Origin of the sequence: Desulfatibacillum alkenivorans DSM 16219, assembly GCF_900142135.1 — a bacterium.
Lineage (GTDB): Bacteria > Desulfobacterota > Desulfobacteria > Desulfobacterales > Desulfatibacillaceae > Desulfatibacillum > Desulfatibacillum alkenivorans.
In genome coordinates this window covers 38,965-65,108 of sequence record NZ_FQZU01000035.1, presented here as the reverse complement: position 1 = coordinate 65,108, position 26,144 = coordinate 38,965, and the positions used below count along the sequence as shown (strand labels likewise).

Below are 26,144 nucleotides of genomic sequence, written 5' to 3'. Positions count from 1 at the left end.
GCCAATACCAGTTGAATGTGGACTCCACCACGACGCCCTCCATGGCGTCCTGGTAAGGGGCCAGGGCTTCCAGGACAGCTTCGCTGTCATTGGTGTTTTTCCTGGAGAAAACCTTTTTGCCGCGGTGATCCATAATCCCCATGTAATTATTGTTTGAATGCAGATCAACTCCCGTGTACAATTTCATTGGGCGTCTCCTCTTTTTGGGGTGAATGGTTTTGTGCAACTCCATCCTACCATTGCGGCTTACCCGCAATAAACAAAAAGGGTAGGCGCCTCTTATGATTATCAAATCTACGTTTGACGTTTGAGGCTCAACACATTGAATAAACAATAAAAAAATATGTTTCCGGCGGCCAACTTATTATCTATCCGCCGCAAAGCGGCTAAAAAACTTGGACAGTTGGCTATAGAGATCTACACCCAAAAACGCCGGCCCTCGTTGGAAAGCCGGCGTTTTTTAACAATCAATCAAAATGGACGTGCATCAGGCGGGAACGGGCCCGTACTGATTTGACTGGGGCTGACTGGGCAGCACAAAGAAAATTATAAGAACAATGATTCCAATAACCGGAACCAATCCAATGAGCAGCCACCATGCGGACTTACCGATATCGTGAATTCTTCGGAAACCCACCGCCAGGGAGGGAATGAAAACCGCCAGGCTGTAGAGGCCGCTCACCACCCCGGGCAAGCCGAGTATGTTTTCAATGATGCCCAGACCGACCATGATAAGAAAATTGAACAGCACGAACATCCAGTATTCCTGACGATGTGCGCGTCCGCTGAATCCAAAATAATTTTTTAGAACTCCGACATACCAATTCATACTCTCCTCCTTCACACCGCTTAAGTGGTTTGGGGTTTATTCTGATCCAGGTGTAACTATATTTTAGTATCCAGTATTATACGCAAAAGGTTTCCCTATATATGGACTCCCCAACGGCGCTGCTTGCCTGCACCTTCCACGCGCACGAAATCGTCTTTTCTGAATATGCGCGTCAACTGTCGTTTTAGAAATTTGCATTAGGGAGCAATTTTACAAAAGGAGATATACTAATTTTCTCAGGGGCATGCAAGAATCTTTTGGCGGAAAACGGGATTTTAACGTTCATAGTCCCGTTATTCGGAAAGAAAACGAGCAATCGCTTGACTAGTTTTTCTCCCTGTTGCACATTCGTTATAGATTGAGGGGCATTGGAGTTAGGCTTAATATGCGTTTGTTCATATATTTCCATTTTGAAAGGTCTATTGAATATGATCATCACCCAAGCCGGACCGCTTGCAAAAGGTCTGCACATGATAGGCGAACCGGGGGCCCCGGTTTTTTTGCTGGAAGGGGAGAATCCTGTAATATTCGACGCGGGTTTTGCATGCATGGGGCCTCGTTACGTTCAGGAAATCAAAAGGATTTTGAACGGAAATCAACCGGTCAAACTGTTCCTGACCCATTCCCATTTCGATCATTGCGGCGCCACGGGATATTTCGCCCAGGTATATCCCGGAATAGAAATAGCGTGCTCGCCATATGCGGAGTACGTCTTCACCCGGCCGGGCGCCGTCCAGGTTATCAAGCAGTTGAGCGCGGTCGCGGAAAAAATGATGGCGGAGAATTCCGGCGAGGAACTGGATGCCGCCCCTTTCATGCCTTTTGAAGTGGGGAAGGTTCTCAAGGAGGGGGACGAGGTCAAGGTTTCCGACTCCCTGACCATTCAGGTTCTGGAAACCCCGGGGCACACCAAGGACACCCTCAGCTATTACATTCCGGAAATCAAAGCGCTGATCGCCTCGGAAGCCGCCGGAATTCCCAACAAGGACGGCTACATCATTTGCGACATGCTCGTGGATTACGACATGTATATGGATTCCCTGAAAAAACTGGTGGATCTTCCCGTGGATGTATTGGTGCTGGGCCACATTTTCGCTTATACGGGAGAGGACGCCGAACTGTATCTCAAAAGAGTCATGGACCAATGCGAGGAATTCAAGAATTGGGTCTGGGATCTTCTCCAAGAGCATGATATGGATGAGAAAAAAGTTATGGCGGAAGTCCGGAAAAAAGAGTACGATGACGAACCTTTTCCAAAGCAGCCCGAGCCTGCCTATTTGTTGAATCTGGAAGCCAGGATCAGGGCGGTGGCAAAAAAGATGACCAAGGAGTAGTTGGATGAGCAACAAGCCCGCATTAGGAGTGGAACTGGGCGGAGTATTTCTGGATAACCCTGTTATGACAGCCTCCGGCACCTTCGGGTATGCCACGGAGTTCGCCTCCCTCATGGATTTAAATCGTCTGGGCGGCATAATTGTCAAAGGGTTGTCTTTGGAGCCTTCCCCCGGAAATCCGCCTCCCCGCGTGGTGGAGACTCCTTGCGGCATGCTTAACGCCATCGGCCTGGAAAACATGGGCATCGAGGCCTTTTTCCAGGACAAGCTCCCCGAACTCACCAAGCTGGCGCCGCCGCTGGTCTTGAATATTTACGGCAAAACCAGTGAAGAATACGAAAGACTGGCCGCCCGGATCGACAATGTGGAGGACGTGGCCGGCATCGAGGTGAACATCTCGTGCCCCAATGTTTCCGCCGGCGGCATTGCATTCGGCGTGGATCCCATGATGGCCGCCCGGCTGGTGGGGAAGGTCAGGGCCCGAACCCGGAAGCCGGTCATTGTCAAGCTATCCCCCAATGTCACGGACGTCACCGCCATCGCCCGCGCTGTGGAGGACGCCGGCGCCGACGCCATATCCCTGATCAACACCCTGACCGGCATGGCCATCGACTTGGACGCCCGCAGGCCGGTTCTGGCCAATATCACGGGCGGGCTTTCCGGCCCGGCCATCAAGCCCGTGGCGTTGCGTATGGTCTGGCAGGTCGCCAAGGTGGTCAAGGTCCCGGTTATCGGAATAGGGGGGATCATGAACGCCAGGGACGCCCTGGAATTTCTTATGGCCGGAGCCTCGGCCATCCAGGTCGGGACCGCCAACTTTGTGGATCCCGCGTCGCCCGTTAAAATTCTCGAAGGCATTGAAGCCTATTTCATGGAAAATCAGATCAAGGACATTTCCGATTTTATCGGTTGCCTGGAAGTATAACCTGTAAGCTACAACCCGTTTTAAGTGTTTGAGGAGGCGCCTATGCTCACCACCAAGGAAGCCATCCATCAAAGACGCAGCATTCGGCGGTTCAAGCGCGATTCCTTTCCAGAAGACGACCTTATGGAAATTCTGGACGCAGCGCGCCTGGCCCCTTCAGGATGCAACGCCCAACCGTGGAGATTCAAAATCGTCAGGGACGGCGAAACCAAGCTGCGTTTGGCTAAAGCCGCGTTTAACCAAATGTTTGTCGCCAATGCGCCCGTTATCATCATGTGCTGCGCGGACGTGAGGGGGTATTTGGACGGCTCCGTCTCCGGAGTGCAGGACCTGGGAAAAATCATGGCCCTGGAAGACCGGATCGTCAAAATCCTGGTTAAGAGAACCGGGGACATGGAATCGCTCCCTGTGGAGCAGATCGGCATGCTGGTAGCCCTGAACGTGGCCATCGCCGTGGAACACATGGTGCTGAGGGCCCTGGATTTTGGCCTGGGAACCTGCTGGATCAGGCTGTTTGACGTCCCCATGATCAAGGAAATCTTCCACTGGGACGACAATATCTTTCCCGTGGCCATGCTGCCCATCGGCTATCCGGATGAAGATCCCCAGCCCAGGCCGCGGCTGTCCCTCAATGAATTGATTTTGGAGTGATTGTATGGAACATGTGGTAATTGCGACATATGTGGCCGGCGCCATAGGCCGCGTGGCGGAAATGCATGCTCGGTATTACAGTGAAAACTGGGGCTTCGGCCTATACTTTGAAGCCAAGGTGGCCAGCGAACTCTCGGAGTTTATGAACCGGTTCGTCCCGGGCCGGGATTATTTTAAGGTGGCCCTCACCCACGGAAGAGTCCACGGATCTTTGGCTATAGACGCAATCAAGGCCGAAGAAGAGGGCGCCCACCTGAGATGGTTCATCACCTCGTCCGCCTTGCGGGGCACGGGAGCCGGCAACCGCCTGCTGCAGGACTCCATCGACTTTTGCAGGCGCCAGGGATACCCGAGCATTTATCTCTGGACCTTTGAAGGCCTGGCCCTGGCCCGCCATCTTTACGAGAAATTCGGCTTTAAACTGGTGGAGGAGCACCCCGGCGATCAATGGGGAGTCCGGGTGAAAGAACAAAAATTTGTGTTGCCCCTTTAGGTGAAATTAGCCTTGCTGCGAAGCCGGTCCATCTTACGATTTACAAACACTCTTAAAGCCGGGGTCACGACCAGGCGATCCTGTAAGCCTGTGCGGCAGCAATCCAAGGCCTCGTGGATCATGCCTTGGCTTTCGTAACATTCCGCCAGCATATTATTCACCACAATGCTGTAGGGATACAAGCTAAGCGCTGCTTTTAAGGTGCTGATTTCCTTTTTTATATTATGATCTCTCCTGGCGAGGGACGAAGCCTTTATCAGCAAGCACATCAGATCGGTCCATTCCAGGCGGTTCTTCCCTTCCTTGATAATAGTCGAGAGGTGCTCTTCTTTCAGCCCCGTAAATCGAGACCGGATGTAAAACCCCAAGCCCAGGCTTTGCCTGATCAAACGCCCCGTTCCGGATTCGATGCCCTTGAGGAGCAGCATATACTCATAATAGCCTCGCCGAGCGCTGAAAAACATATGAATCGCCTGCCCCTGGAACAGCAAAAAACCGGCAAGTCCGGCCACAAGGGTGGTTGGAAGCAGAGAGGCCCCCTCCGTTACCCAAGAGAATACAAACCCGGAGGCGACGCCCATAGCGGTGAATCCAGCGCTGTACACGCTCCAGTACCTGATGGTCAGACGTCCGAAAAGAGTCATTTTACACGCCATATTCAAAAATAGTTCGATGCCAAACAATTTTTCCGTAAAAAAAGCGCATATGAGGATGCGTTGAGGCGGGCGGTGCGGGATGGGAGCGCCCCAAAGACAGGGCTTAATACTGCTGATGCTGCGAAAAGAGGGCCGGAGCTAAAAAGCGTCCGGCCCTTTGCATTCGGATTAGTTTTTGGATTTTTTGTATTTTAAGGCAGCCCCTATAAAATCCCTGAACAAGGGGTGCGGATTCATGGGCCGGGATTTAAATTCCGGATGGAATTGGCATCCCAGGAACCAGGGATGGTCTTCGATTTCCACGATTTCCACCAGGGTCTGGTCGGGCGACATACCGCTGATAATCAAGCCGGCTTCCTTGAGCGCGTCCAGGTATTCCTGGTTAAACTCGTAACGGTGCCTGTGGCGCTCCGAAATCATATCCTCGCAATAGGCTTTGCAAGCCAGGGTGTCCTCCACGAGTTTGCAGGGATATTTTCCCAAGCGCATGGTGGCGCCTTTATCCGAGGTCACGTCCCGCTTTTGGATGGTGTCGGTTTTTTCGTCGTACCATTCCTTCATGAGATAGATGACCGGATCGGGCGTATCTATATCGAATTCCGTGCTGTGGGCGTTTTGGATGCCGGCCACGTGCCTGGCGTATTCGATGACCGCAATCTGCATGCCCAGGCATATACCGAAATAAGGGACCTTGTTTTCCCGGGCGTATTGGACGGCCATGATTTTCCCTTCCACGCCCCTGGAGCCGAATCCGCCCGGAACCAGCACGCCGTCCGCCTTGCTTAAAATGGCGGCTACGTTGCTTTCCGTAATGGTTTCCGAATCCACGAACTCCAGGTTGACCTTGCTTTCATTGAACACGCCTCCGTGGAAGAGGGCTTCGTTCAGGCTCTTATAGGATTCCCGCAGGTCCACGTATTTGCCCACGATGGCGATGGTCACTTCGTCCTTGGGATTTTCGATCCTGCGGATCAGATCGTGCCACGCCTCCAGCCTGGGGGCGGGAGTCCACATGTTCAGAAGCTCCACAATTTTTTCATCCAGGCCTTCCTGGTGATAATTCAGGGGAACTTCGTAGATATTTTTGACGTCAATGGCCGTAAAGACCTCGTCCTTGCCCAGGTTGCAGAACAGAGCGATTTTTTCCTTGATGCTGTCGTTCAACACCTGCTGGGTGCGGCAGAGGAGGATGTTGGGCTGGATGCCGATGCTGCGGAGTTCCTTGACGCTGTGCTGGGTGGGCTTGGTTTTGACCTCTCCGGCCGTGGCGATGTAAGGCACCAGAGTCAGGTGAATATACAGGACATTGTCCTTGCCCACGTCCGACCGGAACTGGCGGATGGCTTCCAAAAAGGGCAGACTCTCAATGTCGCCGATGGTGCCGCCGATCTCGACAATAGCCACGTCCACGCCGTCCGCAGCCAGCAAAATGCTGTTTTTTATCTCGTCCGTAATATGAGGGATAACCTGGACCGTGCCGCCCAGGTATTCGCCCCGCCGCTCCTTTTGGATGACGGAGTAGTATATTTTACCGGTGGTGAAATTGCTGTCCTTGCCCAAACGAACATTGGCGAACCGCTCGTAGTGCCCAAGATCCAGGTCCGTTTCCGTACCGTCGTCCAGCACAAACACCTCTCCGTGTTGGAAAGGGTTCATGGTGCCGGGATCCACATTGATGTACGGGTCCAATTTCTGAAAGGTAATGGACAATCCTCTCGCCTCCAAAAGCGCGCCGATGGAAGCGGAAGCCAAACCTTTTCCCAAGGACGAAAGCACCCCTCCGGTCACAAAAATATACTTCGTTTTCTTGTTCATTCCCTGTCCCTCATGTTTCGGAAATATTATAAGGAAGTTTTGATTGATCAATAGCCCATTAAGCTCGCCTGTGTCAACCGGGCCGAAGCCTAAAAATCGTCTGAAATAATTCCTGAAAGGCGAAAACGCATGTGGATTCGGGCAAGTGCGCCGATAAATTTTTTTCAAAATTTTTTTTTGGATTTCCTTTTCTCACACACTCGATGTGAACCACTTCATGTGGTATTATAGTCATTGACCACCCCTTCCCATAGTGCTATGAAGGGCCTCCCGAAATAGCAACCCAACCAAGTTTTTTTGGAAAGGATTTTGAATGAACCCAGAGCATGTAGTCATCGTTTCTACAGAACTTTCCATTCCCGCCAAAGCGGTGGAAGCCACGGCCCTGCTGCTCACGGAAGGCGCCACCGTTCCCTTTATCTCCCGTTACCGCAAGGAGGCCACAGGCAGCCTGGACGAGGTGCAGATTACCTCCATCAGGGACAGGTTGGGTCAACTGGCGGCCATTGACGACCGCCGGGAAACCATCCTTCGTTCCTTGGAGAAAAACGGCCACCTCACTGACGTACTCCAGGAGCAGGTCATGGCCGCCCAGTCCATGTCCGAACTGGAGGACATCTATCTGCCTTACAAGCCCAAACGCAGGACAAAAGCCACCATCGCCCGGGAAAAAGGCCTGGAGCCTTTGGCCATGGTGCTGTTGGAGCAGGATGAATCCATCGATCCTTTGGCTTTGGCCGCCAATCACGTGGACCCGGAAAAAGGCGTGGAAAATGCGGAAGACGCCGTGGCCGGCGCCCGGGACATCATTGCGGAGATCATCAGCGAGGACGCCCAGGTAAGGGCTGACATGCGTGATTTCTTTTTCAAGACCGCCATGTACCGCAGCACGGTCGTGGACGGCAAGGAAGAGGAAGGCGCCAAGTTCAAGGATTATTTTGAGTGGGAAGAGCCCATCTCCAAAGCGCCGTCCCATAGAATCCTGGCCATGCGCCGCGGCGAAAACGAAGACGTTTTAAACCTGGAAATGGTTGTGGACGACGACCAGGCCCTGGAAATTATATACCAGCATTATCTCAAGGGCGACAGCCCGGCTTCCCAGGAAGTGAAGCTGGCTATTTCGGACGGTTACAAGCGCCTTTTATTTCGGGCTATGGAAACCGAAGTGCGCCTGGCCTCCAAGGAAAAAGCCGACGAAGAGGCGGTCAAGGTTTTCGCCGACAACCTCCGGCATCTGCTTTTGGCGTCCCCCCTGGGCCGCAAACGGGTGCTTGCCATCGACCCCGGATACCGCACCGGCTGCAAGGTGGTGGTCCTGGACCGCCAGGGAACCCTGCTGCACTACACCGCCGTGTTTCCCCATTCATCGGACCGCCAGGTTTTGGAAGCCGAGGAAACCCTCAAGAATCTGGTGCGGCAGCATCAGATCGAAGCCGTGGCCATCGGAAACGGAACCGCAGGCCGAGAAACTGAGGCCTTTGTCCGGCGCTTGAACCTGCCCCCGGAAGTCATGGTGCTGTCCGTGGATGAAAGCGGCGCCTCCATTTATTCCGCGTCCGACGTGGCCCGCAAGGAATTCCCGGACCATGACGTGACCGTGCGCGGCGCCGTGTCCATCGGCCGCAGGCTCATGGACCCTCTGGCCGAACTGGTGAAGATCGATCCCAAATCCATCGGCGTGGGCCAGTATCAGCACGACGTGGACCAGACCATGCTCAAGGGCGCTCTGGACGACGTGGTTATCAGTTGCGTGAACAACGTGGGCGTGGATCTGAACACGGCCAGCCCCCAGCTTTTGAGCTACGTGTCCGGCCTGGGCGCCCGCCTGGCTCAGCGGATTGTGGATTTCAGGACCGAAAACGGCCCGTTCCGCTCCCGCGCCGCCTTGAAGAAAATCCCCCGCCTGGGGCCGAAGGCATACGAACAAGCCGCCGGATTTTTAAGAATTCCCGACGCGGACAATCCCCTGGACGGCAGCGCCGTGCACCCGGAAAGCTATCACGTGGTGGAGGCCATGGCCAAGGACGCAGGCTGCGAAATTCCCCATCTCATGAGCGAGGAAAGCCTTCGCAAACAAATCGACCTGAACAAATACGTCACCGACAAGCTGGGCCTGCCCACCCTCACGGACATCATGGCCGAATTGGCCAAGCCGGGCAGGGACCCCCGCAAGGCCTTGGAAGCCTTCTCCTTCTCCAAAGACGTCACTGAGATGAAAGACCTGGAGCCGGGCATGGAGCTTCCCGGAATCGTCACCAACGTGACCAATTTCGGCGCCTTCGTGGACGTGGGCGTGCATCAGGACGGCCTGGTTCACATCAGCCAGCTTTCGGACGGCTTTGTCAAGAACCCGGCTGACGTGGTAAAGGTGCAGCAGCGGGTTAAGGTGCGGGTGTTGGAAGTGGACCTGCCTCGCAAGCGGATTTCCCTTTCCATGAAAAAGAAGATTGACGAACGGGATCTCCAACGCGGACCTAAAGGCGGCGGAGGAGGACGTCCTCCCAAGCAGAAAAAGGAAGACGCACCCTTTAACAACCCCTTCGCCAAACTGGGCAAACTGGGCAAGTAAATCAGCGCCCTTCAATCCCCGCGGAAAAATGCATAAACCTCAATCCGACCTGCTGATTATATATGAAATCACAGGTTGGGTTGAGTTTGCGAAACCCAACAGGCAATTTCATCCCCGCCGCTTTGACATCATCAGCGCGCAAAGAAGGCCGAAATTTGATTCGTTGGGTTTCGTATTGTTTTAATTGCTGATAAACAAATTGCCGTAAAACACTGGTTTTGAAGCCGCTCTTTTTCTTGCGCGAAGCGCCGTTTAAACATTTTTGATCGAACTTTTTGTAAAAAGTTTGCCGCCGGAGGCATTCTTTTTTTATAGTCTTTATGTCCTTTTTAAATAATCGTTTAAGGAGCGAATCCCATGCGGGCAGTGGTGCAGCGAGTCAAATCAGCCAGGGTGAAGGTGAACGGCAAGTCGGTGGGCGCCATTAACAAGGGCCTTTTGGTGCTTTTGGGCGTAGCCCCGGAAGATACATCCAAAGAGGTGGAATACCTTGCAAAAAAAATAGTCGGTCTTAGAATATTTGAAGACGGCAACGGAAAGATGAATCTCTCCCTGGATGAGGTCGGGGGGGAGATGCTGGTGGTTTCCCAGTTCACCTTGTACGGCGACTGCCGCAAGGGGCGCAGGCCTTCTTTTGTAGGCGCGGCTCCTCCTGAGTTGGCGGAAAAGCTCTATGAGGAGTTTGTAAACGTGGTGGATTTGCTGGGAATCAAAACGGAGACCGGAAAGTTTGGAGCCATGATGGACGTGTCCCTGGTTAACCAGGGCCCTGTAACCCTGATTGTGGAAAGCAAATAAGGAGGTTCCCATGAAAAAAGCGCGCACCGGTTTGTTGGCGGTATTGCTGGTTTTGGGGCTTTTTACGGCCAATGCCTTGGCCCATTGCGAAATCCCCTGCGGCATTTACGACGATCCCATGCGGATCGCCATGCTGAACGAGCATATCGCCACCATTGAAAAGTCCATGAAGTCGATCATAGAATTGGAAAGGGCGGATCATCCCCACTACAACCAGTTGGTGAGGTGGATTACCAACAAGGAGGACCACGCCAACCAATTCCAGGAGATCGTAACCCAGTATTTCATGACGCAGCGGATCAAGCCGGACGCTTCGGATTACGATAAGAAAATTGGCGTGCTGCACCGTATGCTGGTATACGCCATGAAATGCAAGCAGACCACGGACTTGCAAAACGTCGTGATTCTGCGGAATTTGGTCAAGGAATTTGAAACGCTCTATTTTGCTAAATAAACGAATAATTAACCATTAATTCCTAAAGTGTTGCAGGAGACTTGATGGCCGAAAGTTTAACGAAAAAACAAGCCCAGGATTTGTCAAAAAAACTCATGCGCAAGCCCAAACTGGTTTGGGATGCGCTGAGTAAAACCGAACAAGGCAAAGCCATGAAGTTCGCGGAAGGGTACAAAACCTTCCTGGATAACGCAAAAACGGAACGCAGGGCCGTGGCCGAGGCGGAAAAACTGGCTCTGGCCGCCGGATTCACCCCCGTGGAGGAGGCCGGAGCCAACGATCTTGTCTACAAGGTCTGGAAGAACAAATGCATCATCCTGGCCCGCCTGGGAAACAGGCCGGTTGCCGACGGATTGCATATTGTGGCGTCCCATATAGATTCCCCGCGCCTGGACATGAAGGCCAACCCCTTGTACGAAGATGTTGATATGGCCTTTTTCAAGACCCATTATTACGGTGGAATCCGCAAGCACCAGTGGTTCGCCCGGCCTTTGGCTCTCCATGGCGTGGCCGTCAACGGCAAAGGGGAAAGCATCGACATCCGTCTTGGCGAAGATCCCAACGATCCGGTGTTTACGGTCCTGGACCTGCTGCCTCACCTGGCGCGCAAGCTCCAGGCCGGCAAAAGCCTGGCCACGGCCTTTGAGGCGGAAAGGATGAATATCCTCCTGGGCAGCCTCCCTTTGGGGCCGGAAAAAACCTCAGACCGGTTCAAGCTCATGGCCATGAACCTGCTGCACGAAAAATACGGCCTGGTGGAGGAGGATTTTCTCACCGCGGAAATCGAAGCCGTGCCAGCCGGCAAGGCGAAGGACGTAGGCCTGGATAGAAGTCTTATCGGCGCTTACGGCCAGGACGATCGCTCCTGCTCCTACTGCGCCGTTCAGGCCTTGATGAAGCTGCGGAAAAAGCCGGAATTCACGGGCCTGGCCTTTTTGGTGGATAAAGAGGAAATCGGCAGCGAAGGCAATACGGGCGCCAAATCCAAATTCCTGGAAACCTTTATTGCGGATCTGTTGGAACTGACAGGGGAGGGCGCCTCGGCCCGAAATATAGGCTCGGCCCTCATGAATTCGAAAGCCCTGTCCGGCGACGTGGCCCCGGCCCTGGATCCGGATTACCAGTCCGTGCACGAGAAAAATAACGCGGCCAAGCTGGGCTACGGCATCTGCATGACCAAATATACGGGTTCGGGCGGTAAGTCCGGCGCTTCCGACGCTCACGCCGAGCATTTGGGATACGTCCGAAAAGTTTTTGAGGACAATAAAATTGTCTGGCAGATCGGCCAGTTGGGCAAGGTGGACGAGGGCGGAGGCGGAACCATCGCCAAGTTCCTGGCCGCCCATGGCATGGATGTGGTGGACTGCGGCCCACCCATCCTGGGTATGCACTCGCCTTTTGAAATCGGCTCCAAGGCGGACATGTACATGGCGTTCAAAGCCTATGCAGCCTTTTTCGAAGCGGGCTAAATTTTCAAGAGAATACACAACAAAGGCGGGACGGCTCATTTATCAACGCCCCGTCCCGCCTTTTTAATTTTATCTTTGCGCTACTCCCCTTTAAAATCGGGCTTCCTTTTTTCAAACATGGCGTTCAGGGCTTCCATGTGGTCGTTGGTGTTGTGGCATAAGGCCTGGAAGGCCGCCGACTGCTCCAGAAGATGAGGCAGGGTGAGGTATTGGCCCATGTAAAGAAGCCGCTTGGCCATACGCAGGGCTTCAGGCGGCTTGCATGCAATTTTATCGGCCAGTTCCCTGGCTTTTTCCATAAGCTGATCGTGCTCCACCACATAGTTGACCATGCCCATATCCATAGCGCTTTGGCCGTCGATGATATCCCCCGTAAAGGTGATTTCGCAGGCCTTTGCCATGCCCACGACGCGAGGCAGAAAATAAGCCCCGCCGTCGCCCGGAATAATGCCCACGTTCAGGAAGGTCTCGCCGAACTTGGCCTTGGTGGAAGCCACCCGCATGTCGCACATGAGCGCTAGGTCGCAGCCTGCGCCGATGGCCGGGCCGTTCACAGCCGCAATGGTCGGGACTTCCAATCCGTGTATAGCCATGGGGATGCGCTGGACGTTTTTCCTGTATCCGTCCATGAGCTTGGAAGGACTTCCGGCGAACATTCCTTCTTTCTTGGCCATTTCCTTCACGTTGCCGCCAGCCGAAAAAGCCGGGTCCGCGCCGGTGATGATAAGCACCCGCACGTCAATGTCGTTATTGATCATCCGGCAGACCTCTTCGATCTCCTGGATGGTGTTTGCGTTGGTGATGACGTTTCTGGTTTCCGGCATGTTCAGGGTCAGGGTTGCAACCCGTCCCTGGGTTTCGAAAAGGATGTCCTTAAACTTCATGGGGTTTCTCTCCGTTGTTTTTGGGCCAAAAGCCGTTTGATGAAAGGTTGATTTAACGCCTTATATCATCATGGCTTTGGCCGTTTTTGTCCAGGGGATTTTTACACGGGCGGGAAAAATCTATTCTTCCACTTCATACAAATATATCGGGTCATGATTCAAGGCGCCCTTGGGCTTGATCACGGTATAAGGGCTCCAGCCGGGCAGGGGGAAATTGGCCGAGGCCGCCTTGGCGCCGGGCTTGAGTTCGTCCTTGAGTTTTTGGGAGAGATCGTGCATGACGTCGGGAAACAGGTAGCAAAAAACGTAGTCCGCCTGGGAAAGGTCGGCCCGGAAGAAATCGCAGGCTTTGATTTTCGCCCTGGAGGAAAACAGGTTGCGGGTCTTAGCAGTGAGGAGCGCCAGGGGATTGAGGTCATAGCCTACGGCCCGGACTCCGTATTTTTTCACCGCGCCGGATATCACCCGGCCGTCCCCGCATCCCAGGTCTATAAACAAGGCGTTTTCCTCCATGGGCATGGATTCCAGGAAGGCCTTGACCCTGGCCTGAGGCGTGGCCACAAACAAGGCGCCCCGGGTCTTGGGCAGGACCATGGCGGTGCAAACCACATAGACGAATTTGATCAAAAAAAGCCCCCCAAGCAAGGCCAGGGGGGCGAGAATCCACATGGGCACGGGGCTGCTCCTTTGGCTGCCGGTTTTGTTCGCCGCCTTTATACCATAATTTTCACCCCATGGTCTCTTTTATCGGTCAGGATTTCAAAGGCCGCTCGATTGTTGGTGTACAAATGCGCCGTCTCGCCTTGTTTGTCTATGAGATCGATTTCGCATCGGGCGATTTTGGAGTTGAGGCAATGCTTCACACCGCCGGGAGGATTGTAATACGTCAGCCCCACAAAATCCTCAACCTCGGCCTCCACCCGCCCACGGATGGAAAACTCCTTGCTCTTGGAATGAAAATTCCAGGTGAAATAGTCGAACCTGCCTTGCGCCATCAGACTTTGGGGGATGGTGTTCAAAGCATATTCCTTGCCTTTGTGGCGAAGCACAACCACCGTCATGTACGGAGTCCAGACAGGCCCGAACTTTAGCCTTGCCGTCGCGAGCTCCAAAAAGCTGTCCGGGCTGTTGTCGAACCCCGCCACCTGTCCCCAGGCGTAAAGATCGGTGTGTTTGGTCCCCCAGTTATGGTTTTGGCTTCCGATCCATTCCTCCAACTTCCATTCCTGACCGTTCACCGTGACTGTTCCTGAAAAAGAGGCAAAAGGCAGGGGCACGCACGCCTTGGCCTTGGGAAGCCCGGCCTCGTATAATTTTTCCGCCAGCAGAAGCAGGGGAGGAGCGTATCCCGTATAGGCCAGGTCCCAGGAGATTTCATTGCCGCCTGTCTCGGCGCTGCCCTTTAGCGCCCCGCTATCCAGGGTGCAATCCCCGATATTGGCTTGCAGTCCGCTTTTGGAAAAAGACGTTTGGGATATGGGGACCTCAATTTTAGCGGCGGTGTGTTTGCCGGTTTCCTTGTCAAAGACCATGGCCCACACTTCGCCGATGGCCTTGTCCGGCTCGTTATTGGGCGAGAAGATGGTGTACCGGATCCAAAACGCCTGCGGCTTTGCAGGATGGTTGGCCCTTAAAAAATAGCTTTCGTAATGTCCTTGCTTTTGCCCTGGTGCGTAGCGGGTTTTATTCGCGTCTTCCCTGGTTGCCTGCATGGCCTGATCCCCCCTTTGGTGTTTGGAAGCGGTGAAATATTTCTACGGATGCTAAAGCTGACGATAAAAAAAATCGAAAAACCGAATTTTTCCCTCCGTAATGATTGCCGGGTGTTTTAAAAGGCGGTAAGCAGCTGCTCTTCGCCGCTTAACCGCCCCATGTATATACCAATGGCAGGCGTCCGTAAAGGCAAAGTTTTTGAAAGGGGATTAAACGTTTTGGAGATATTTCATTGAAACTGTAGGTAATCACGTACATCGGACGTTAAAACCCGCACCAAAAGCGACCAACACTAACTAAGTCAGAGGAATGGCTTTTGTGCAGATTAGAGTCCAGTATCGTTGAATTTTTTTATATCATCAAAAATGCACAAAATTTCATTATTAGTTAAAACTTTTATTTTTCCGATTGTGAGGCCTAAAGCCGGTGAATATTATTAACTCGCCTTCAACCTCAACCTGCTTCAGCCAGAGTTTGGTTGAGAGGATCAAGCTGCACAGGCGCCTTCTGACGGAAAGCGCCTGACACGCCCCCATTTTTATGAAGCGGCGGCATTGATGTGCTAGGTTTTGCAATTGTCGCGGAGGCAAGGGGAAGCATTAACCGCCAATTGCAGGGCCCTTCCTGTTTCTGGACAACGAGGGAGTTATGTTTTACCAGTTCCAGCCCGGTTCCCGGTCTATTATGACCCGGCCGGAACCACGAGAAGTGTCCACGTCGTACACCAGCATCATTCTGAATTACGTTGCTAACGTGCATCCGGAGATTGATCTGGACTTGCTTGTATCGCGCATCTCCGAACACAATGAGTACTTTATTCGGCCGGCGCCTGGAAAGATTCCCGAGCAGGTTTGCTTACGCCACCTCACCAATCCCAGGCTTTGGATTTCCAACCGGCTGGTTGCGGACGTCACATCCAGTCTGGAAGCTCTGATTGACGACCCCATGCTTGGTTACAAAGTGGGCAGATGGTCCCCCAACTGCGGCGCTTTTGTTAAAAATTCCCTGCTTGTGCCTTTTTTGGGCGTGGGGCCTGTATTGGGCCGGGCGCCGGAAATCCATGAGAAGTACACCCGCATTAAAAAGGTGGAGATTCTGATCAACAAGCCGGGGTGGCTGCGTATTCGAAAAACCCACAAGCCCGAGGCGATCATCACCTATTTCATGATCCTGTCGTGGATTGGAATGGCCGAGGCCTACGTGGAGTTGGCCGGAGTGGCTTCGCCGAAAGTATCGGTTGAGGTGGACCCGCGAGAGAACAACGCCTATTTTCTGGACATCAAGTACACCCGGACGCGGCTTACCGCCCGGTTCCGCAACCGTCTGGCCTGGTGGATTTTGCCGGCCCACACCCGGGAGAGCCTCATCGCCACGGATCAGATCGTTTCCGAGGAATACGATTACGCCGTGACCGAAGAAAAGATGGAGGACATTCTGGAGCTTCAGCGTAGCGGCATTGCCGCTTATTATGCGCACAAGATTGAAGACATTCTTTCCATCATCAACAAAAAATAATTCAAATCCCAAAAATAAAAACCGTTCCCTGGGCCGTCAAAAACGGCGCCGGAGAACGGTTTTGTTTGTATAAGTTCAGCAAGCGGGCTATTTGCCCGTGTTTTCAAACTCTCTGCGCAAATCCGACTTTTTAATTTTGCCCAAGGCTGTCATGGGAAGATCCTGCCGGAAAACAATCTGCTTGGGCACCTTATAGTCCGCAAGGCTCTGGATGCAGAATGACCTGAGTTCATCCTCGTTTGTTTCGGAGCCCGGATTGGGAACCACGTAATACCTTCCAACCTCTCCGTAGACGGGATCGGGAATGCCGATCCCGGCCACCATGTCCACCGCCGGATGAGTGGAAAGAATGTCCTCCACCTCTACGGGGAACACGTTCAAGCCTTCCTGGATATACATTTCCGTGCGCCGCCCCATGAGGATGATAAAGCCTTCCTCGTCCTTATAGGCCATGTCGCCCGTACGCAGCCATCCGGTCTGGTCAAATGTCTTGGCGGTTTCCTCCGGCATGTCAAAATAGCCGGTGACCACGCAGTCTCCTTTAAGCCACACTTCGCCGGTTTCGTTGACCGGAAGCTCCCGGCCGTCCAAGCCTACGATCTTAACGTCAAATCCCGGGAAAGGCTTGCCGACTGTGCGCCCCACCATGGTGTAATGGCAGTTCCAGGGAGTCATGAGAGCCCCGCCGGAAGACTCGCTGAGTCCGTAGAGATTCATGATGGTGGATTCGGGGTAGGCCCGATGCAAGCGCTCCACCAGGTCGGGCTCGGCGTTGGAGCCGCCGGTGATAATCACCCGGATATTGGAGACGTCCATTTTGTCGAAGCCTTCATGGGCCATGAGCATATGGTGGGTGGTGGGAAATCCGCCGATGATGGTGGGATGGTATTCCGCGGCCTGGTTCAAGACTTCCTCCGGCAAAAACACCGGAAGGAGAATGGTGGGGCCGCCGGCCAGAAGCATGGAAGCCATGCCTATGGTGATGCCGCCCACATGGGAGAGGGGCGAGGTCAGCATGAGGACGTCCTTGGAAGTCACCCTGACATGCTTGGTTTGAGCCCTGGCCGATGCTATCTGGCTTTTATGGGTGATGGCCGCCGCTTTGGGCTGGCCCGTGGTTCCGGAGGTGAAGGCGAACATGATCTCGTCTTCCGGCTCCACTTGGGCGTAAGCAGCCGCCAAAAGCTCCTGGTCCGGCTCCTCCTCCATGAGAGATTCCAGACTTTTGCAGCCGTTGGCGCCTTCGCCGCCGATAAAATAGCAGAACTCCAGGCCCTTCACCTTGCTTTTGTTCTGCTCGAGCAGTTCCACATAGTCCGTGTCGCCCACGTTTTTCAGGCTGACAACAGCGCGGGGCCGGCTCCTTTGCACCAGCTTGAGCAATTCCGGCGCAGGATGCCGGGGGCTTAAACCCACCACAGCGGCGCCGATTTTCGCTGCTGCAAAATACACCGCCAGCCATTCCGGCTGGTTCAGGGCGATGATTCCTATCCTGTCGCCCCTTAAAATCCCCTCTTTTAAAAACCCGTAGGCCAACTTGTCCGACAAGTCGTCCATTTCCTTAAAACTGATTTCCCTGCCGTAAAAATAATAAGCCGGAGCGTCCGGAGCCGCCTCGGCCATTTCCTTCAAAATCTGACCCATTAAATTCGCTTGTGACATGCCGCTCATAATCTTACTCCCTCAACATACTTTCCCGGGAACCCCGTAAGTTGACTTTTTGAACCACATACCCGGGGGGCAACAATTACTTCTCCGGGGACAAAAGGACCGGTTTTAAAAACCAACTTTACGTCCGCGGTAATCCTTGCTCATGATAACCAATTGGCGCTATGCGCTTTACTCGATGGGCGGACATTATCAGAAATATCCAACCAGTCAACCAATGGTTAAAATAGCAGAGAGCGTGCCATAACGGGAAATCATAATCCCGCAGGCGAGTTATACGTCGGCCGTTAAAGGCCGGTCAAGGGTAAGTTTTTAAAATAACAATTTATACGTTTTTGAAATTGGAAGCAGATTAATAAAAACAAGGGAGGGTATCTTTTTCAAGCAACATAAAATAAATCCCGTTAACGGGGCGTATTGCAACACAATGCGAAAAAATTCCTCCGTCTCAATCAACCGGGGGCCGCCGCTTTTTGCGGCCGGCCCCCGGCTTAATTGGAATCTTTGCAAATAGAATTACTTATTCGGACGCAAAGGTGTTTTCCAACTCACCCAGGCCTTTAATCCGGCACACAACCTTGTCTCCCGCCTTAAGAGTAATGGGAGGATCGCGGAATATGCCCACTCCGGATGGCGTGCCCGTGGAGATGACGTCCCCGGGAACCAGGGTGATATCCTGGCTGATGTATTCTATGACGGAAGGAATGTCGTAAATCAGGTCCTTGGTGTTTCCCTGCTGCATGACTTCCCCGTTCACGACAGCTTCCAGTTCCAGGTTGTTGATGTCTTGGATCTCGTCCAACGTTACAATGGCGGGGCCCATGGGGGCGAATGTGTCAAAGGACTTGCCGCGAAACCACTGCTTGTCCCCAAACTGGGCCTCCCGGCCGGACACGTCGTTTAAAATCATGAGGCCGGCGACGTGATCCAAAGCGTTTTCCTTGGATATCCGCTTGCCCTGTTTGCCGATCACCACGGCCAGTTCCACTTCCCAATCGATTTGGCCGGAACAAGCAGGTATAAGCACCGGGTCCGTGGGGCCGTTGACGGTATTGGCGGTCTTGCAAAAGAGCAGGGGGGCTGGCGGTACGGACATGCCGCCTTCCTTGGCGTGGTCCTCATAGTTCTTGCCAAGACAGATGATCTTGGACGGATTTGCCAGAGGAGGCCCCAGCCGGACGTCCATGGTCACGCCTGCGTCGCTCCAATTTTTTAACTTTTCCATCCATCCTTGCTCGAAAAACTCCCGTCCAATATCCGGTACATCATGGAACTGTTTTTTCAAATCCACAATGCGGCCGTATTTGAGCAGACCTGGGCGTTCCTTGCCTTTTTCTCCAAATCTTACCAGTCTCATTCCCCAATTCCTTATTCTAAGTGTTGGTCTTTTAAAAAAATTAAGTAGGAACATACCCCAATATGCGACGCATAAGCAATACGGAAACGCTGCAAAACCATTTACTAACAAAAAAGGCGCCGGTTAATACACGCCCCCGTTTTCCCGGGTCATGGGAACAAAGCGCACGGGGATGATTTTCTTTTGCTTCACTTCGCCGTTGGTTTTCGTCAGCAATATCAGGTTTTGATCTCCCCTCTCGCCCACCGGGATGACCATGCGGCCTCCTTCAGCCAGTTGCTCCACCAAAGGCGCCGGGATGTCCGTAGGCGCACAGGTGACGATAATGGCGTCAAACGGAGCATGTTCGGGCCAGCCTTTGTATCCGTCGCCAACCTTTACCTGCACGTTGCCGTAATGCAGCCGGGCCAGAATTTCCGCGGCTCGTTCTCCCAGGGGCGCCACGATTTCCATGGTGTACACCTCCCTGGCCAATTCCCCCAAAACCGCGGCCTGATACCCTGAACCCGTCCCGATTTCCAGCACCTTTTCCGATCCGTCCAATTTCAAAACCTGAGTCATGAGCGCCACGATGTAAGGCTGAGATATGGTCTGGCCTTCTCCTATGGGCAGGGGGTAGTCGTTGTAGGCCTGACTGCGATAGGACTCGGGGATGAACAGATGTCTTTCCACTTTGCGCATGGCGGCGAGGGTCCCGGCATCTTTTACTCCCCGTTTTTCAATCTGACTATACACCATCTGTTCACGCAATTTTTGATAATCAGGGCCAGGGGCGTTCCCGCCCGCCAAAACGGCGGACGCCCAAAACAGGCCTCCGGCCAGCGCCAGTGCAATCAGCACTTTAGATCCCATGGCTTCGCCTCCTGTTATTTTAGGGTATAGCTGTTGACTGATCTTATATAATAGGGCTATATATCATCCGAGTAAAACTTCAAAGCCTTAAGTTTTCCCTCATATTATACGGAGGAATTATGGATTTTTCGCCCCCTCCCTACGGTTTGTTTTCACCGGATATTGACCTGATGGTCAATCTTCCGGGCCTGGGCAAGCTGCGTGAAAAGCATCCCGCATACATCGCCCGCGCGGAAAATGCCCAAGCGGCCGCCCGAAAATTCGCTGTAAATCATATTTTACCCCGTTCTTTGGAAACTGACAAGAAATGCAGCCAGGATCCCGCCTATTTTGACTGGGATTTATGGCATGCAGCCAATCGGCAAAAATTCACCATAGCCTGCCTGCCGGAAAAAATGGGCGGCCTGGGATGGAGCGCCCTTGCCAATGCAGCCGCCGTGGAAGAGTTCTCCAGCGCCTGCATGGGCAGCACAGCCAATATCCTGTTCAATACTTTCGGGGTGTTGGGCGCCATGGTGGAGTGCAAAACCGGCATTGTACTTTCCATGATCAAAAAAATGCTCCAAGCCCAGCGGCAAGGCGCTCCCTTGTTTTACTCCTGGGCCATTACCGAACCGGGCGCCGGTACGGACATGGAAGACGCCAGGGCCATGGAGGCCATGCGCCCCTCATGTCACGCCCAAAAGGTTCGGGGCGGATACAGCCTGAGCGGCGTAAAATGCTTCATCACCAACGGCAGCCTGGCCCATTACGTCATTATAAACATGCCCGCGGATCCGGAACATCCCCTGGAATCCATGGCGACCTTTCACGTACCTACGGACGCGCCCGGCTTTTCCGTAGGCCGGGTGGAACGGAAATGCGGCCAAAAAGCCAGCCAGACCGCCGAGCTTTTTTTCGACCGGGTTTTCGTTCCCGACGCCGACGTCTGGGCCCGGCCAGGCAAAGGTTTTGACCACACCCGGGAGATATTATCCATAACCAGAGGCTTTGTGGGCTTGTGCGGTATGGGCATAGCCCGCGGCGCCCTGGAGCGGTGCATCCGCTACGCCGCAACCAAGCAGACGCCTCAAGGCCGCCTGATCGACCAGGATTGGGCGCGGTTCGCCCTGGCGGACATGATTAAGGATCTGCACATGGTGCGGGCTGCAGCCTACAACTTCGCCATGGCCCTGGACGCCTTCCACGTATGGAAGCTGTTCGACTCCCTGGCCGTCAAAGGGGCGGCTCGCCTGCCGGACAGGCTTCTGCTGTCCGATTCCCTGCTGGCCCTGGCCAAAAACACTCCGGCTTCGGAGGCCGGGTCCATCTTCAAGAAAAAAATCGTCACCGGCAAAGTCCTGGACGAATTCGTCAAGCACGGATCAGCCCTCAAGGTTGCCGGAACCGATCTCGCCATGAAGACAAGCTCCCGGGTTCTGGACATTGTGGGCCTGGAGGGCATGTCCCGGGAATTCGGCATGGAAAAATGCTTTCGGGACGCCAAAGTCACCCAGATTTACGAAGGCTCCAACCAGGCCAATCTGCTTGATTTGTTTCATGAGGAAATCGGCGTGCTGCTGCAGCGGGTTTTCTGAATTAGGAGATGTGGAATGGATTTTCCCAAGGAATATTTACAGGTTGTTAAAGAGATAGAAAAATTCGCCGTACGGGAGTTGCGCGAACCCGCTCTGGAATGGGATCTCAATCCCGATCCAAAGCATTTATTGGCGTTCTGGGAAAAAAGCCGATCCTTGGACCTGCCTTTCATCCCCGTCCCCGAAAGGTTTCAGGGCGTGGGATACGGCCCTTTATGCCAGGCCATGGCCGTGGAAGCCCTGGCCCGACAATGCCCTGGGGCGGCCTCCGTGTTTGTCCATCATTTTGCAGGATTATTTCCCGTGCAATTTGCGGAAGAAGGGCGGCAGAGCGAGTTATGGAGGGGGGTGACCAACGGACAGGGCGGGGGCATAGCAGGGGTAGTCTTGGACGGTGAACATGCATTAACCCTGACCATGAAAAATAACGATTGGGTTATCAACGGCCGATCCTCCCTGACCGCCAACGTCTCCTACGCCGGCTGGATGTGCGTTTTTACGAAAGCCAATAATCAGGAGAACCTCTGTCTAATCGTCCCTCTGGATGCGCCGGGCGTATCTTTAGGGCCGGACTCGGAGCTTCCCGGCCTGAAAATCAACCCCTTCCGTTCCCTGGTTTTTAAAGATGTAAAACTGCCGCCGGACGCTGTGATCAAAATTTCCGAAACATCTCAATCCATAAAAAGCCAGACGCGGGATCTTCTGCATGCATTCATCGCGGCAGCCGCATTGGGCGCGGCCCGTACGGCGTTCGAGAAAGCCCTGGCCTATGCCAAGGAGCGGTATCAATACGGCAAGATCATCATCCAGCACCAGGAAATCCGGCGCATGCTGGGCGCCATGCGCATGAACCTGGACGCGGCCAGAGCTTTTTTATACGCCTATTTCGACGAAAAATCCGGCGTCCATGCCGCGCATGTCAAAGCCTTTTGCACGGATGCGGCGTTCAACATTGTGGTGGACGCTATTCAAATTCACGGCGGTTACGGATACATGCACGAACAAGGCTTGGAAAAGCTCATGCGGGACGTGAAGGTATTGCAGGTCCTGGGCGGGTCCAATCCTCAGCTTTTGGTGGATTCGATAAAAGGATAACGTCGACCCGACAAACTATACCAAAGCGCCGTCATTCGAGTCATTTGTTCATTGATGTTTTAAAATTGCAACCCATCTCCAGCCGCTATTCCACAGCGGCACTGGGGCCCCAAGGCCAAAAGGCGCGGCCTGTGAAGATTTTCGAGATTGGGTAGGGTCGGCGGGCGGATGGAGTGGGTTGAATTCGTAATTTTGCTTGTTTTTGGATGGGCCGTTCGTCCGCCGGAATTTCATGGTTTCCAACAACAATCCGGCCGCTCCTGCTGCGCTGGCGCGCCCAGGCAGGATACTGCTCTGCCTGGGCCACCCATCATAGGCTGCGGCACAAAGCGTCATCCCGGCAAGGGCTATCCGTTTTTCAGGATCGTCCGCAAGCCGGGATCCTGCGTCTTTTTGGACTAGCCTTGGAAGACAATCACTCGCTCGAACTCAAAAAAGAAGAAAACAGACCTACGGAGCGAAAACAAAACGGGGAGGACATTCGTCCTCCCCGTTTTGTTTTTACGGACTATTTTCGAAAAGATTACAGCTTTTTCATGGTGTCCACCAATTCCTGGACGGCCGCTGCGGAATGCTTCAGGGCCTTGTCTTCGTCCTCGGTGAGCTTGATTTCCACGATTTCTTCAATGCCGGCGGCGCCCAGTTTGACGGGCACGCCGATGAACAGGTCGTTGATGCCGTATTGGCCGCTCAGCATGGCTGCGCAAGGCAGGATTTTTTTCTTGTCCTTTAAAATGGCTTCGGCCATTTCAACGGCGGCGGATGCAGGAGCATAGTAGGCCGATCCGGTTTTGAGCAGAGACACGATTTCAGCGCCGCCCGTGGCCGTGCGTTTGCACAGGGCCTCAATGCGATCCTGGGGCATCAATTCGGTGATGGGAATGCCGGCCACGGTGGAGTACCGGGGCAGGGGAACCATGGTGTCGCCGTGTCCGCCCAGCACAAAGGCGTGGGTGTTTTCCACGGATACGTTCAGTTCCATGGCGATGAAAGCGCGAAAACGGGCGGAGTCCAAAACGCCTGCCATGCCCATGACGCGTTCCTTGGGGAATCCGGAAGCTTCATAAGCCACGTGGCACATGGCGTCCAGCGGGTTGCTCACCACGATGATTTTGGCGTTGGGGCTGTATTTGGCCACTTGCTCGGTCACCTGGCGCATGATCCCCATATTGGTGCTCAGAAGGTCGTCCCGGCTCATGCCCGGCTTCCTGGGAATGCCGGCGGTGATGATCACCACGTCGGAATCGGCGGACATTTCATAGGAGTTGGCGCCCGTTACGGAGGCGTCGTGCTTTTCGATGGGCGCCGCTTCGGTCAAATCCAGCGCCTTGCCCTGGGGCATGCCTTCCATAATGTCGATCAACACCACGTCGGCCAGTTCTTTTTCACACAGCCGTTGAGCTGCGGTAGCACCAACGTTTCCGCCGCCAATCACGGTTACTTTCTTGTCCATGTTAAGCTCCTTTAATGTTGCGGTCCATGATTTATTGTTGCCAGGTCAATTTATATTAGTAACAAGCCAAAGCCTTCTTGTACCAATGCTTTGCGGAGCAATATGAGGCTGTCAAACAGGATCAATTCGTCCACTTGCTCAACGGAAAGCCCCTTTCCATCAAATGATGGAGAAAACCCTTCCCATTAATCACAGCTTCCGGGGAATGTCAACCAAATACGGGAAAGCAATTTAACGATTCCCGTAAAATGCCGTCCTCTTCTTCCTTATCCAAATAAACAGAACCCCAAGCCCTTATGGCAAGAAAAAAAAAGGAACAAAACCTTGGCAAAAGGGAATCAAGTGAAACGCAGGCGGGATGGATCTTTTTAAAATGCGATGAAACCGTAAAATGCCTTGATATCATGCCGTCGAAAAGGTATTCTTGTTTCCATCGTCAGACCGCCGGACTCAAAACCGGTATTCCGGCGAACAGGTCTTTTTTAATCTTCCAGCCAGTTACATAGCAGTCTTTTTAACCGGGGCGCCCAATGGGGCCATTGAAGCGTCGCCCATTTCGTCGCGCCGGGCGCTTAAAGTTAACTTTAAGATTAATATACTGAAGGAGGCGCTTATGTATGACTTCTTACTCACCCCCGAAGAACAGGAACTAAAAAAGGAAACCAGGGAATTCGTGCGCGAGGAGGTCTCCGGCGACTTCCTGAGAAGGCTGGATAAGGACGAAATCGTCTATCCCCGGGAGTTTGTGGAAAAGCTGGCTGAAAGAGGGCTCAGGGGCATTCGTTTTCCCAAGAAATACGGCGGGCGGGGCATGTCCTGGGTTGCGGACGTGGCGGCCACCGAGGAAATCGGCTGCCTGGGCATGGCCTTGGGCTGCGCGTTCGTTATGCCGTCCATTGTGGGGGAGGCTTTGAACAAGTTCGGCACGGAGGAGCAAAAGCAAAAATTTCTGAAGCCCTATATCGAGGGGAGTTTGGTGGCGGCCGAAGCCCTTACGGAGCCTCGTGGAGGATCGGATTTTTTCGGCGCCATGACCCGCGCTGACGACAAGGGGGATTATTTCCTGTTAAACGGCATGAAGCGCTTTGTGGTGGGGGCGGACGGCGCGGACTTTTTTCTGGTTTACGCCAGGACGAATTTCGATCCCGAGGCCCACAAATACAGCCGCCTGAGCCTGTTTATCGTGGAGAAAGGGCCGGGCGTGGAAACCGAATACCTCTTCGGCCTCATGGGATGCCGTGGCGGCGGCACGGGCAGGCTGGTTTTTCGGGACGTGAAAGTTCCCAAGGATAACCTGGTGGGCCAGTTGCATGGCGGCGCCTTGTGTTTTCATCAAATGATGATCCCCGAACGGCTCACCTCCGCCGCCGGATGCCTGGGCGTTTGGGGCGCCCTGGATTTGGCCGTGCGGTATTCGGACAAACGCCGCACCTTCGGCAAGGAAATCCGCAAGTACCAGGGAATCAGCTTTCGGGTGGCCGAGTCCATTACAAAGCTGGACGCAGCACGCGGCTTGACATACATGGCGGCCAAAGCCGTGGACGAGAACTATCCCAACATGCGCCGAATCGTTTCCGAAGCCAAGCGCTTCGCCACCGAGTCCGCCTGGGACGTGGTCAACGACGCCATGCAAATCATGGGCGGAATCGGCTATACGGACGTCTACCCCATAGAACGAGCGGTCCGGGACACCCGCTTGGGTATGATCTGGACCGGAACCACGGAAATTATGAACCTCATGATTCAGCACGAATACTACAATGAGGTGCTTTCTCCCGACTACAACCGCCGCAAGATGGAGGATGACGCCATGCAGCCGGACGATTCCGAACGCTGCCTGACCGACGACGACATGATCAAGGTTTTCGGCCCGGGTTTGGAATGAAATGTAGCAGAGGGGCTGCCGTGCCGGCAGCCCCTCTGCTACATTTAAAACATCCAGATAATCCAACCTGTAATTGCCACATTTTAAAGATTAAGATACAATCCTCCCAATCCGAATTTCTCGTTCCCATGCTTTGCGTGGGAATGCATACG

General features: G+C 53.7%; 22 protein-coding genes and 1 pseudogene. 12 read left to right on the top strand and 11 right to left on the bottom strand.

All coding sequences use genetic code 11. The annotated features are described in order from the left end of the window. A pseudogene (locus tag BUE18_RS21400) lies at positions 1–187 on the bottom strand (hypothetical protein); the annotation flags it as partial. 300 nt (positions 188–487) lie between these two features. Further along, positions 488–829, bottom strand: a complete 342-nt coding sequence (locus BUE18_RS21395; protein WP_012609942.1) for a DUF805 domain-containing protein — start codon at positions 827–829, stop codon at positions 488–490. A 470-nt stretch (positions 830–1,299) separates the two neighbouring features. Between BUE18_RS21395 and BUE18_RS21390 the strand changes: the two genes are divergently transcribed. From BUE18_RS21390 to BUE18_RS21375, 4 genes are read left to right on the top strand one after another with little or no spacing between them, the layout of a single operon-like run. Next, positions 1,300–2,163: an MBL fold metallo-hydrolase gene (locus BUE18_RS21390; protein WP_211482830.1), complete on the top strand. Its 864-nt coding sequence runs from the start codon at positions 1,300–1,302 to the stop codon at positions 2,161–2,163. A gap of 4 nt (positions 2,164–2,167) precedes the next feature. Further along, positions 2,168–3,088 (top strand): dihydroorotate dehydrogenase, encoded by a 921-nt coding sequence (locus tag BUE18_RS21385; protein WP_073478219.1) that lies wholly within the window; start codon positions 2,168–2,170, stop codon positions 3,086–3,088. 42 nt (positions 3,089–3,130) lie between these two features. Further along, positions 3,131–3,739: a nitroreductase family protein gene (locus BUE18_RS21380; RefSeq protein ID WP_073478218.1), complete on the top strand. Its 609-nt coding sequence runs from the start codon at positions 3,131–3,133 to the stop codon at positions 3,737–3,739. Between the two features lie 4 nt (positions 3,740–3,743). After that, the gene (locus BUE18_RS21375) at positions 3,744–4,232 is read left to right on the top strand and encodes a GNAT family N-acetyltransferase (protein WP_073478217.1); all 489 of its coding nucleotides are present in this window, start codon (positions 3,744–3,746) and stop codon (positions 4,230–4,232) included. Here the strand turns inward: BUE18_RS21375 and BUE18_RS21370 are convergent. Together BUE18_RS21370 and BUE18_RS21365 are read right to left on the bottom strand one after the other, a co-directional pair. After that, positions 4,229–4,876 (bottom strand): hypothetical protein, encoded by a 648-nt coding sequence (locus BUE18_RS21370; protein WP_073478216.1) that lies wholly within the window; start codon positions 4,874–4,876, stop codon positions 4,229–4,231. The two genes, BUE18_RS21375 and BUE18_RS21370, sit on opposite strands and share 4 nt — an antisense overlap. A gap of 180 nt (positions 4,877–5,056) precedes the next feature. Then, positions 5,057–6,703: a CTP synthase gene (locus BUE18_RS21365; protein WP_073478215.1), complete on the bottom strand. Its 1,647-nt coding sequence runs from the start codon at positions 6,701–6,703 to the stop codon at positions 5,057–5,059. Positions 6,704–7,016: 313 nt separating this feature from the next. Here BUE18_RS21365 and BUE18_RS21360 point away from each other — a divergent pair, with 313 nt between their 5' ends. The 4 genes from BUE18_RS21360 (at position 7,017) to BUE18_RS21345 (ending at position 11,993) form a co-directional block, all read left to right on the top strand. Beyond that, positions 7,017–9,272 carry a Tex family protein gene (locus tag BUE18_RS21360; protein WP_073478214.1) on the top strand — a complete coding sequence of 752 codons (2,256 nt, stop codon included), beginning with the start codon at positions 7,017–7,019 and terminating at the stop codon, positions 9,270–9,272. 357 nt (positions 9,273–9,629) lie between these two features. Then, complete coding sequence (gene dtd, locus BUE18_RS21355; protein ID WP_073478213.1) at positions 9,630–10,070, top strand: D-aminoacyl-tRNA deacylase; 441 nt, start codon at positions 9,630–9,632, stop codon at positions 10,068–10,070. 10 nt (positions 10,071–10,080) lie between these two features. Continuing rightward, positions 10,081–10,524, top strand: a complete 444-nt coding sequence (locus tag BUE18_RS21350; protein ID WP_073478212.1) for a superoxide dismutase [Ni] — start codon at positions 10,081–10,083, stop codon at positions 10,522–10,524. A 44-nt stretch (positions 10,525–10,568) separates the two neighbouring features. Next, positions 10,569–11,993 carry an aminopeptidase gene (locus BUE18_RS21345; RefSeq protein WP_073478211.1) on the top strand — a complete coding sequence of 475 codons (1,425 nt, stop codon included), beginning with the start codon at positions 10,569–10,571 and terminating at the stop codon, positions 11,991–11,993. Positions 11,994–12,073: 80 nt separating this feature from the next. On the opposite strand, the gene BUE18_RS21340 is transcribed toward BUE18_RS21345, so the two are convergent. The 3 genes from BUE18_RS21340 to BUE18_RS21330 all read right to left on the bottom strand — a co-directional run bounded on the left by BUE18_RS21340 (position 12,074) and on the right by BUE18_RS21330 (position 14,589). Beyond that, on the bottom strand, positions 12,074–12,877 hold the full coding sequence (locus BUE18_RS21340; RefSeq protein WP_073478210.1) for a crotonase/enoyl-CoA hydratase family protein: 804 nt from the start codon (positions 12,875–12,877) through the stop codon (positions 12,074–12,076). Positions 12,878–12,997: 120 nt separating this feature from the next. Further along, on the bottom strand, positions 12,998–13,546 hold the full coding sequence (locus BUE18_RS21335; RefSeq protein ID WP_073478209.1) for a class I SAM-dependent methyltransferase: 549 nt from the start codon (positions 13,544–13,546) through the stop codon (positions 12,998–13,000). A gap of 44 nt (positions 13,547–13,590) precedes the next feature. Next, positions 13,591–14,589, bottom strand: coding sequence for a hypothetical protein (locus tag BUE18_RS21330; protein WP_073478208.1), 999 nt, complete (start codon positions 14,587–14,589; stop codon positions 13,591–13,593). Between the two features lie 649 nt (positions 14,590–15,238). Between BUE18_RS21330 and BUE18_RS21325 the strand changes: the two genes are divergently transcribed. Continuing rightward, positions 15,239–16,105, top strand: coding sequence for a hypothetical protein (locus BUE18_RS21325; protein ID WP_073478207.1), 867 nt, complete (start codon positions 15,239–15,241; stop codon positions 16,103–16,105). 87 nt (positions 16,106–16,192) lie between these two features. On the opposite strand, the gene BUE18_RS21320 is transcribed toward BUE18_RS21325, so the two are convergent. From BUE18_RS21320 to BUE18_RS21305, 3 genes are all read right to left on the bottom strand, one after another. Next, complete coding sequence (locus BUE18_RS21320; protein WP_073478206.1) at positions 16,193–17,776, bottom strand: class I adenylate-forming enzyme family protein; 1,584 nt, start codon at positions 17,774–17,776, stop codon at positions 16,193–16,195. Between the two features lie 517 nt (positions 17,777–18,293). Continuing rightward, positions 18,294–19,130: a fumarylacetoacetate hydrolase family protein gene (locus BUE18_RS21310; RefSeq protein ID WP_073478204.1), complete on the bottom strand. Its 837-nt coding sequence runs from the start codon at positions 19,128–19,130 to the stop codon at positions 18,294–18,296. Positions 19,131–19,253: 123 nt separating this feature from the next. Continuing rightward, on the bottom strand, positions 19,254–19,982 hold the full coding sequence (locus BUE18_RS21305) for a protein-L-isoaspartate(D-aspartate) O-methyltransferase (RefSeq protein WP_083611206.1): 729 nt from the start codon (positions 19,980–19,982) through the stop codon (positions 19,254–19,256). Positions 19,983–20,101: 119 nt separating this feature from the next. Here BUE18_RS21305 and BUE18_RS21300 point away from each other — a divergent pair, with 119 nt between their 5' ends. Together BUE18_RS21300 and BUE18_RS21295 are read left to right on the top strand one after the other, a co-directional pair. Continuing rightward, entirely contained in the window at positions 20,102–21,559 is a 1,458-nt protein-coding gene (locus tag BUE18_RS21300) for an acyl-CoA dehydrogenase family protein (RefSeq protein ID WP_073478203.1), read from the top strand. 15 nt (positions 21,560–21,574) lie between these two features. Continuing rightward, the gene (locus tag BUE18_RS21295) at positions 21,575–22,654 is read left to right on the top strand and encodes an acyl-CoA dehydrogenase family protein (RefSeq protein ID WP_073478202.1); all 1,080 of its coding nucleotides are present in this window, start codon (positions 21,575–21,577) and stop codon (positions 22,652–22,654) included. 523 nt (positions 22,655–23,177) lie between these two features. Here BUE18_RS21295 and mdh read toward each other — a convergent pair. Next, positions 23,178–24,107, bottom strand: coding sequence for a malate dehydrogenase (mdh, locus tag BUE18_RS21285; protein ID WP_012609962.1), 930 nt, complete (start codon positions 24,105–24,107; stop codon positions 23,178–23,180). A gap of 613 nt (positions 24,108–24,720) precedes the next feature. Between mdh and BUE18_RS21275 the strand changes: the two genes are divergently transcribed. Continuing rightward, complete coding sequence (locus tag BUE18_RS21275) at positions 24,721–25,992, top strand: acyl-CoA dehydrogenase family protein (RefSeq protein ID WP_073478199.1); 1,272 nt, start codon at positions 24,721–24,723, stop codon at positions 25,990–25,992. Positions 25,993–26,144: the final 152 nt, after the last annotated feature.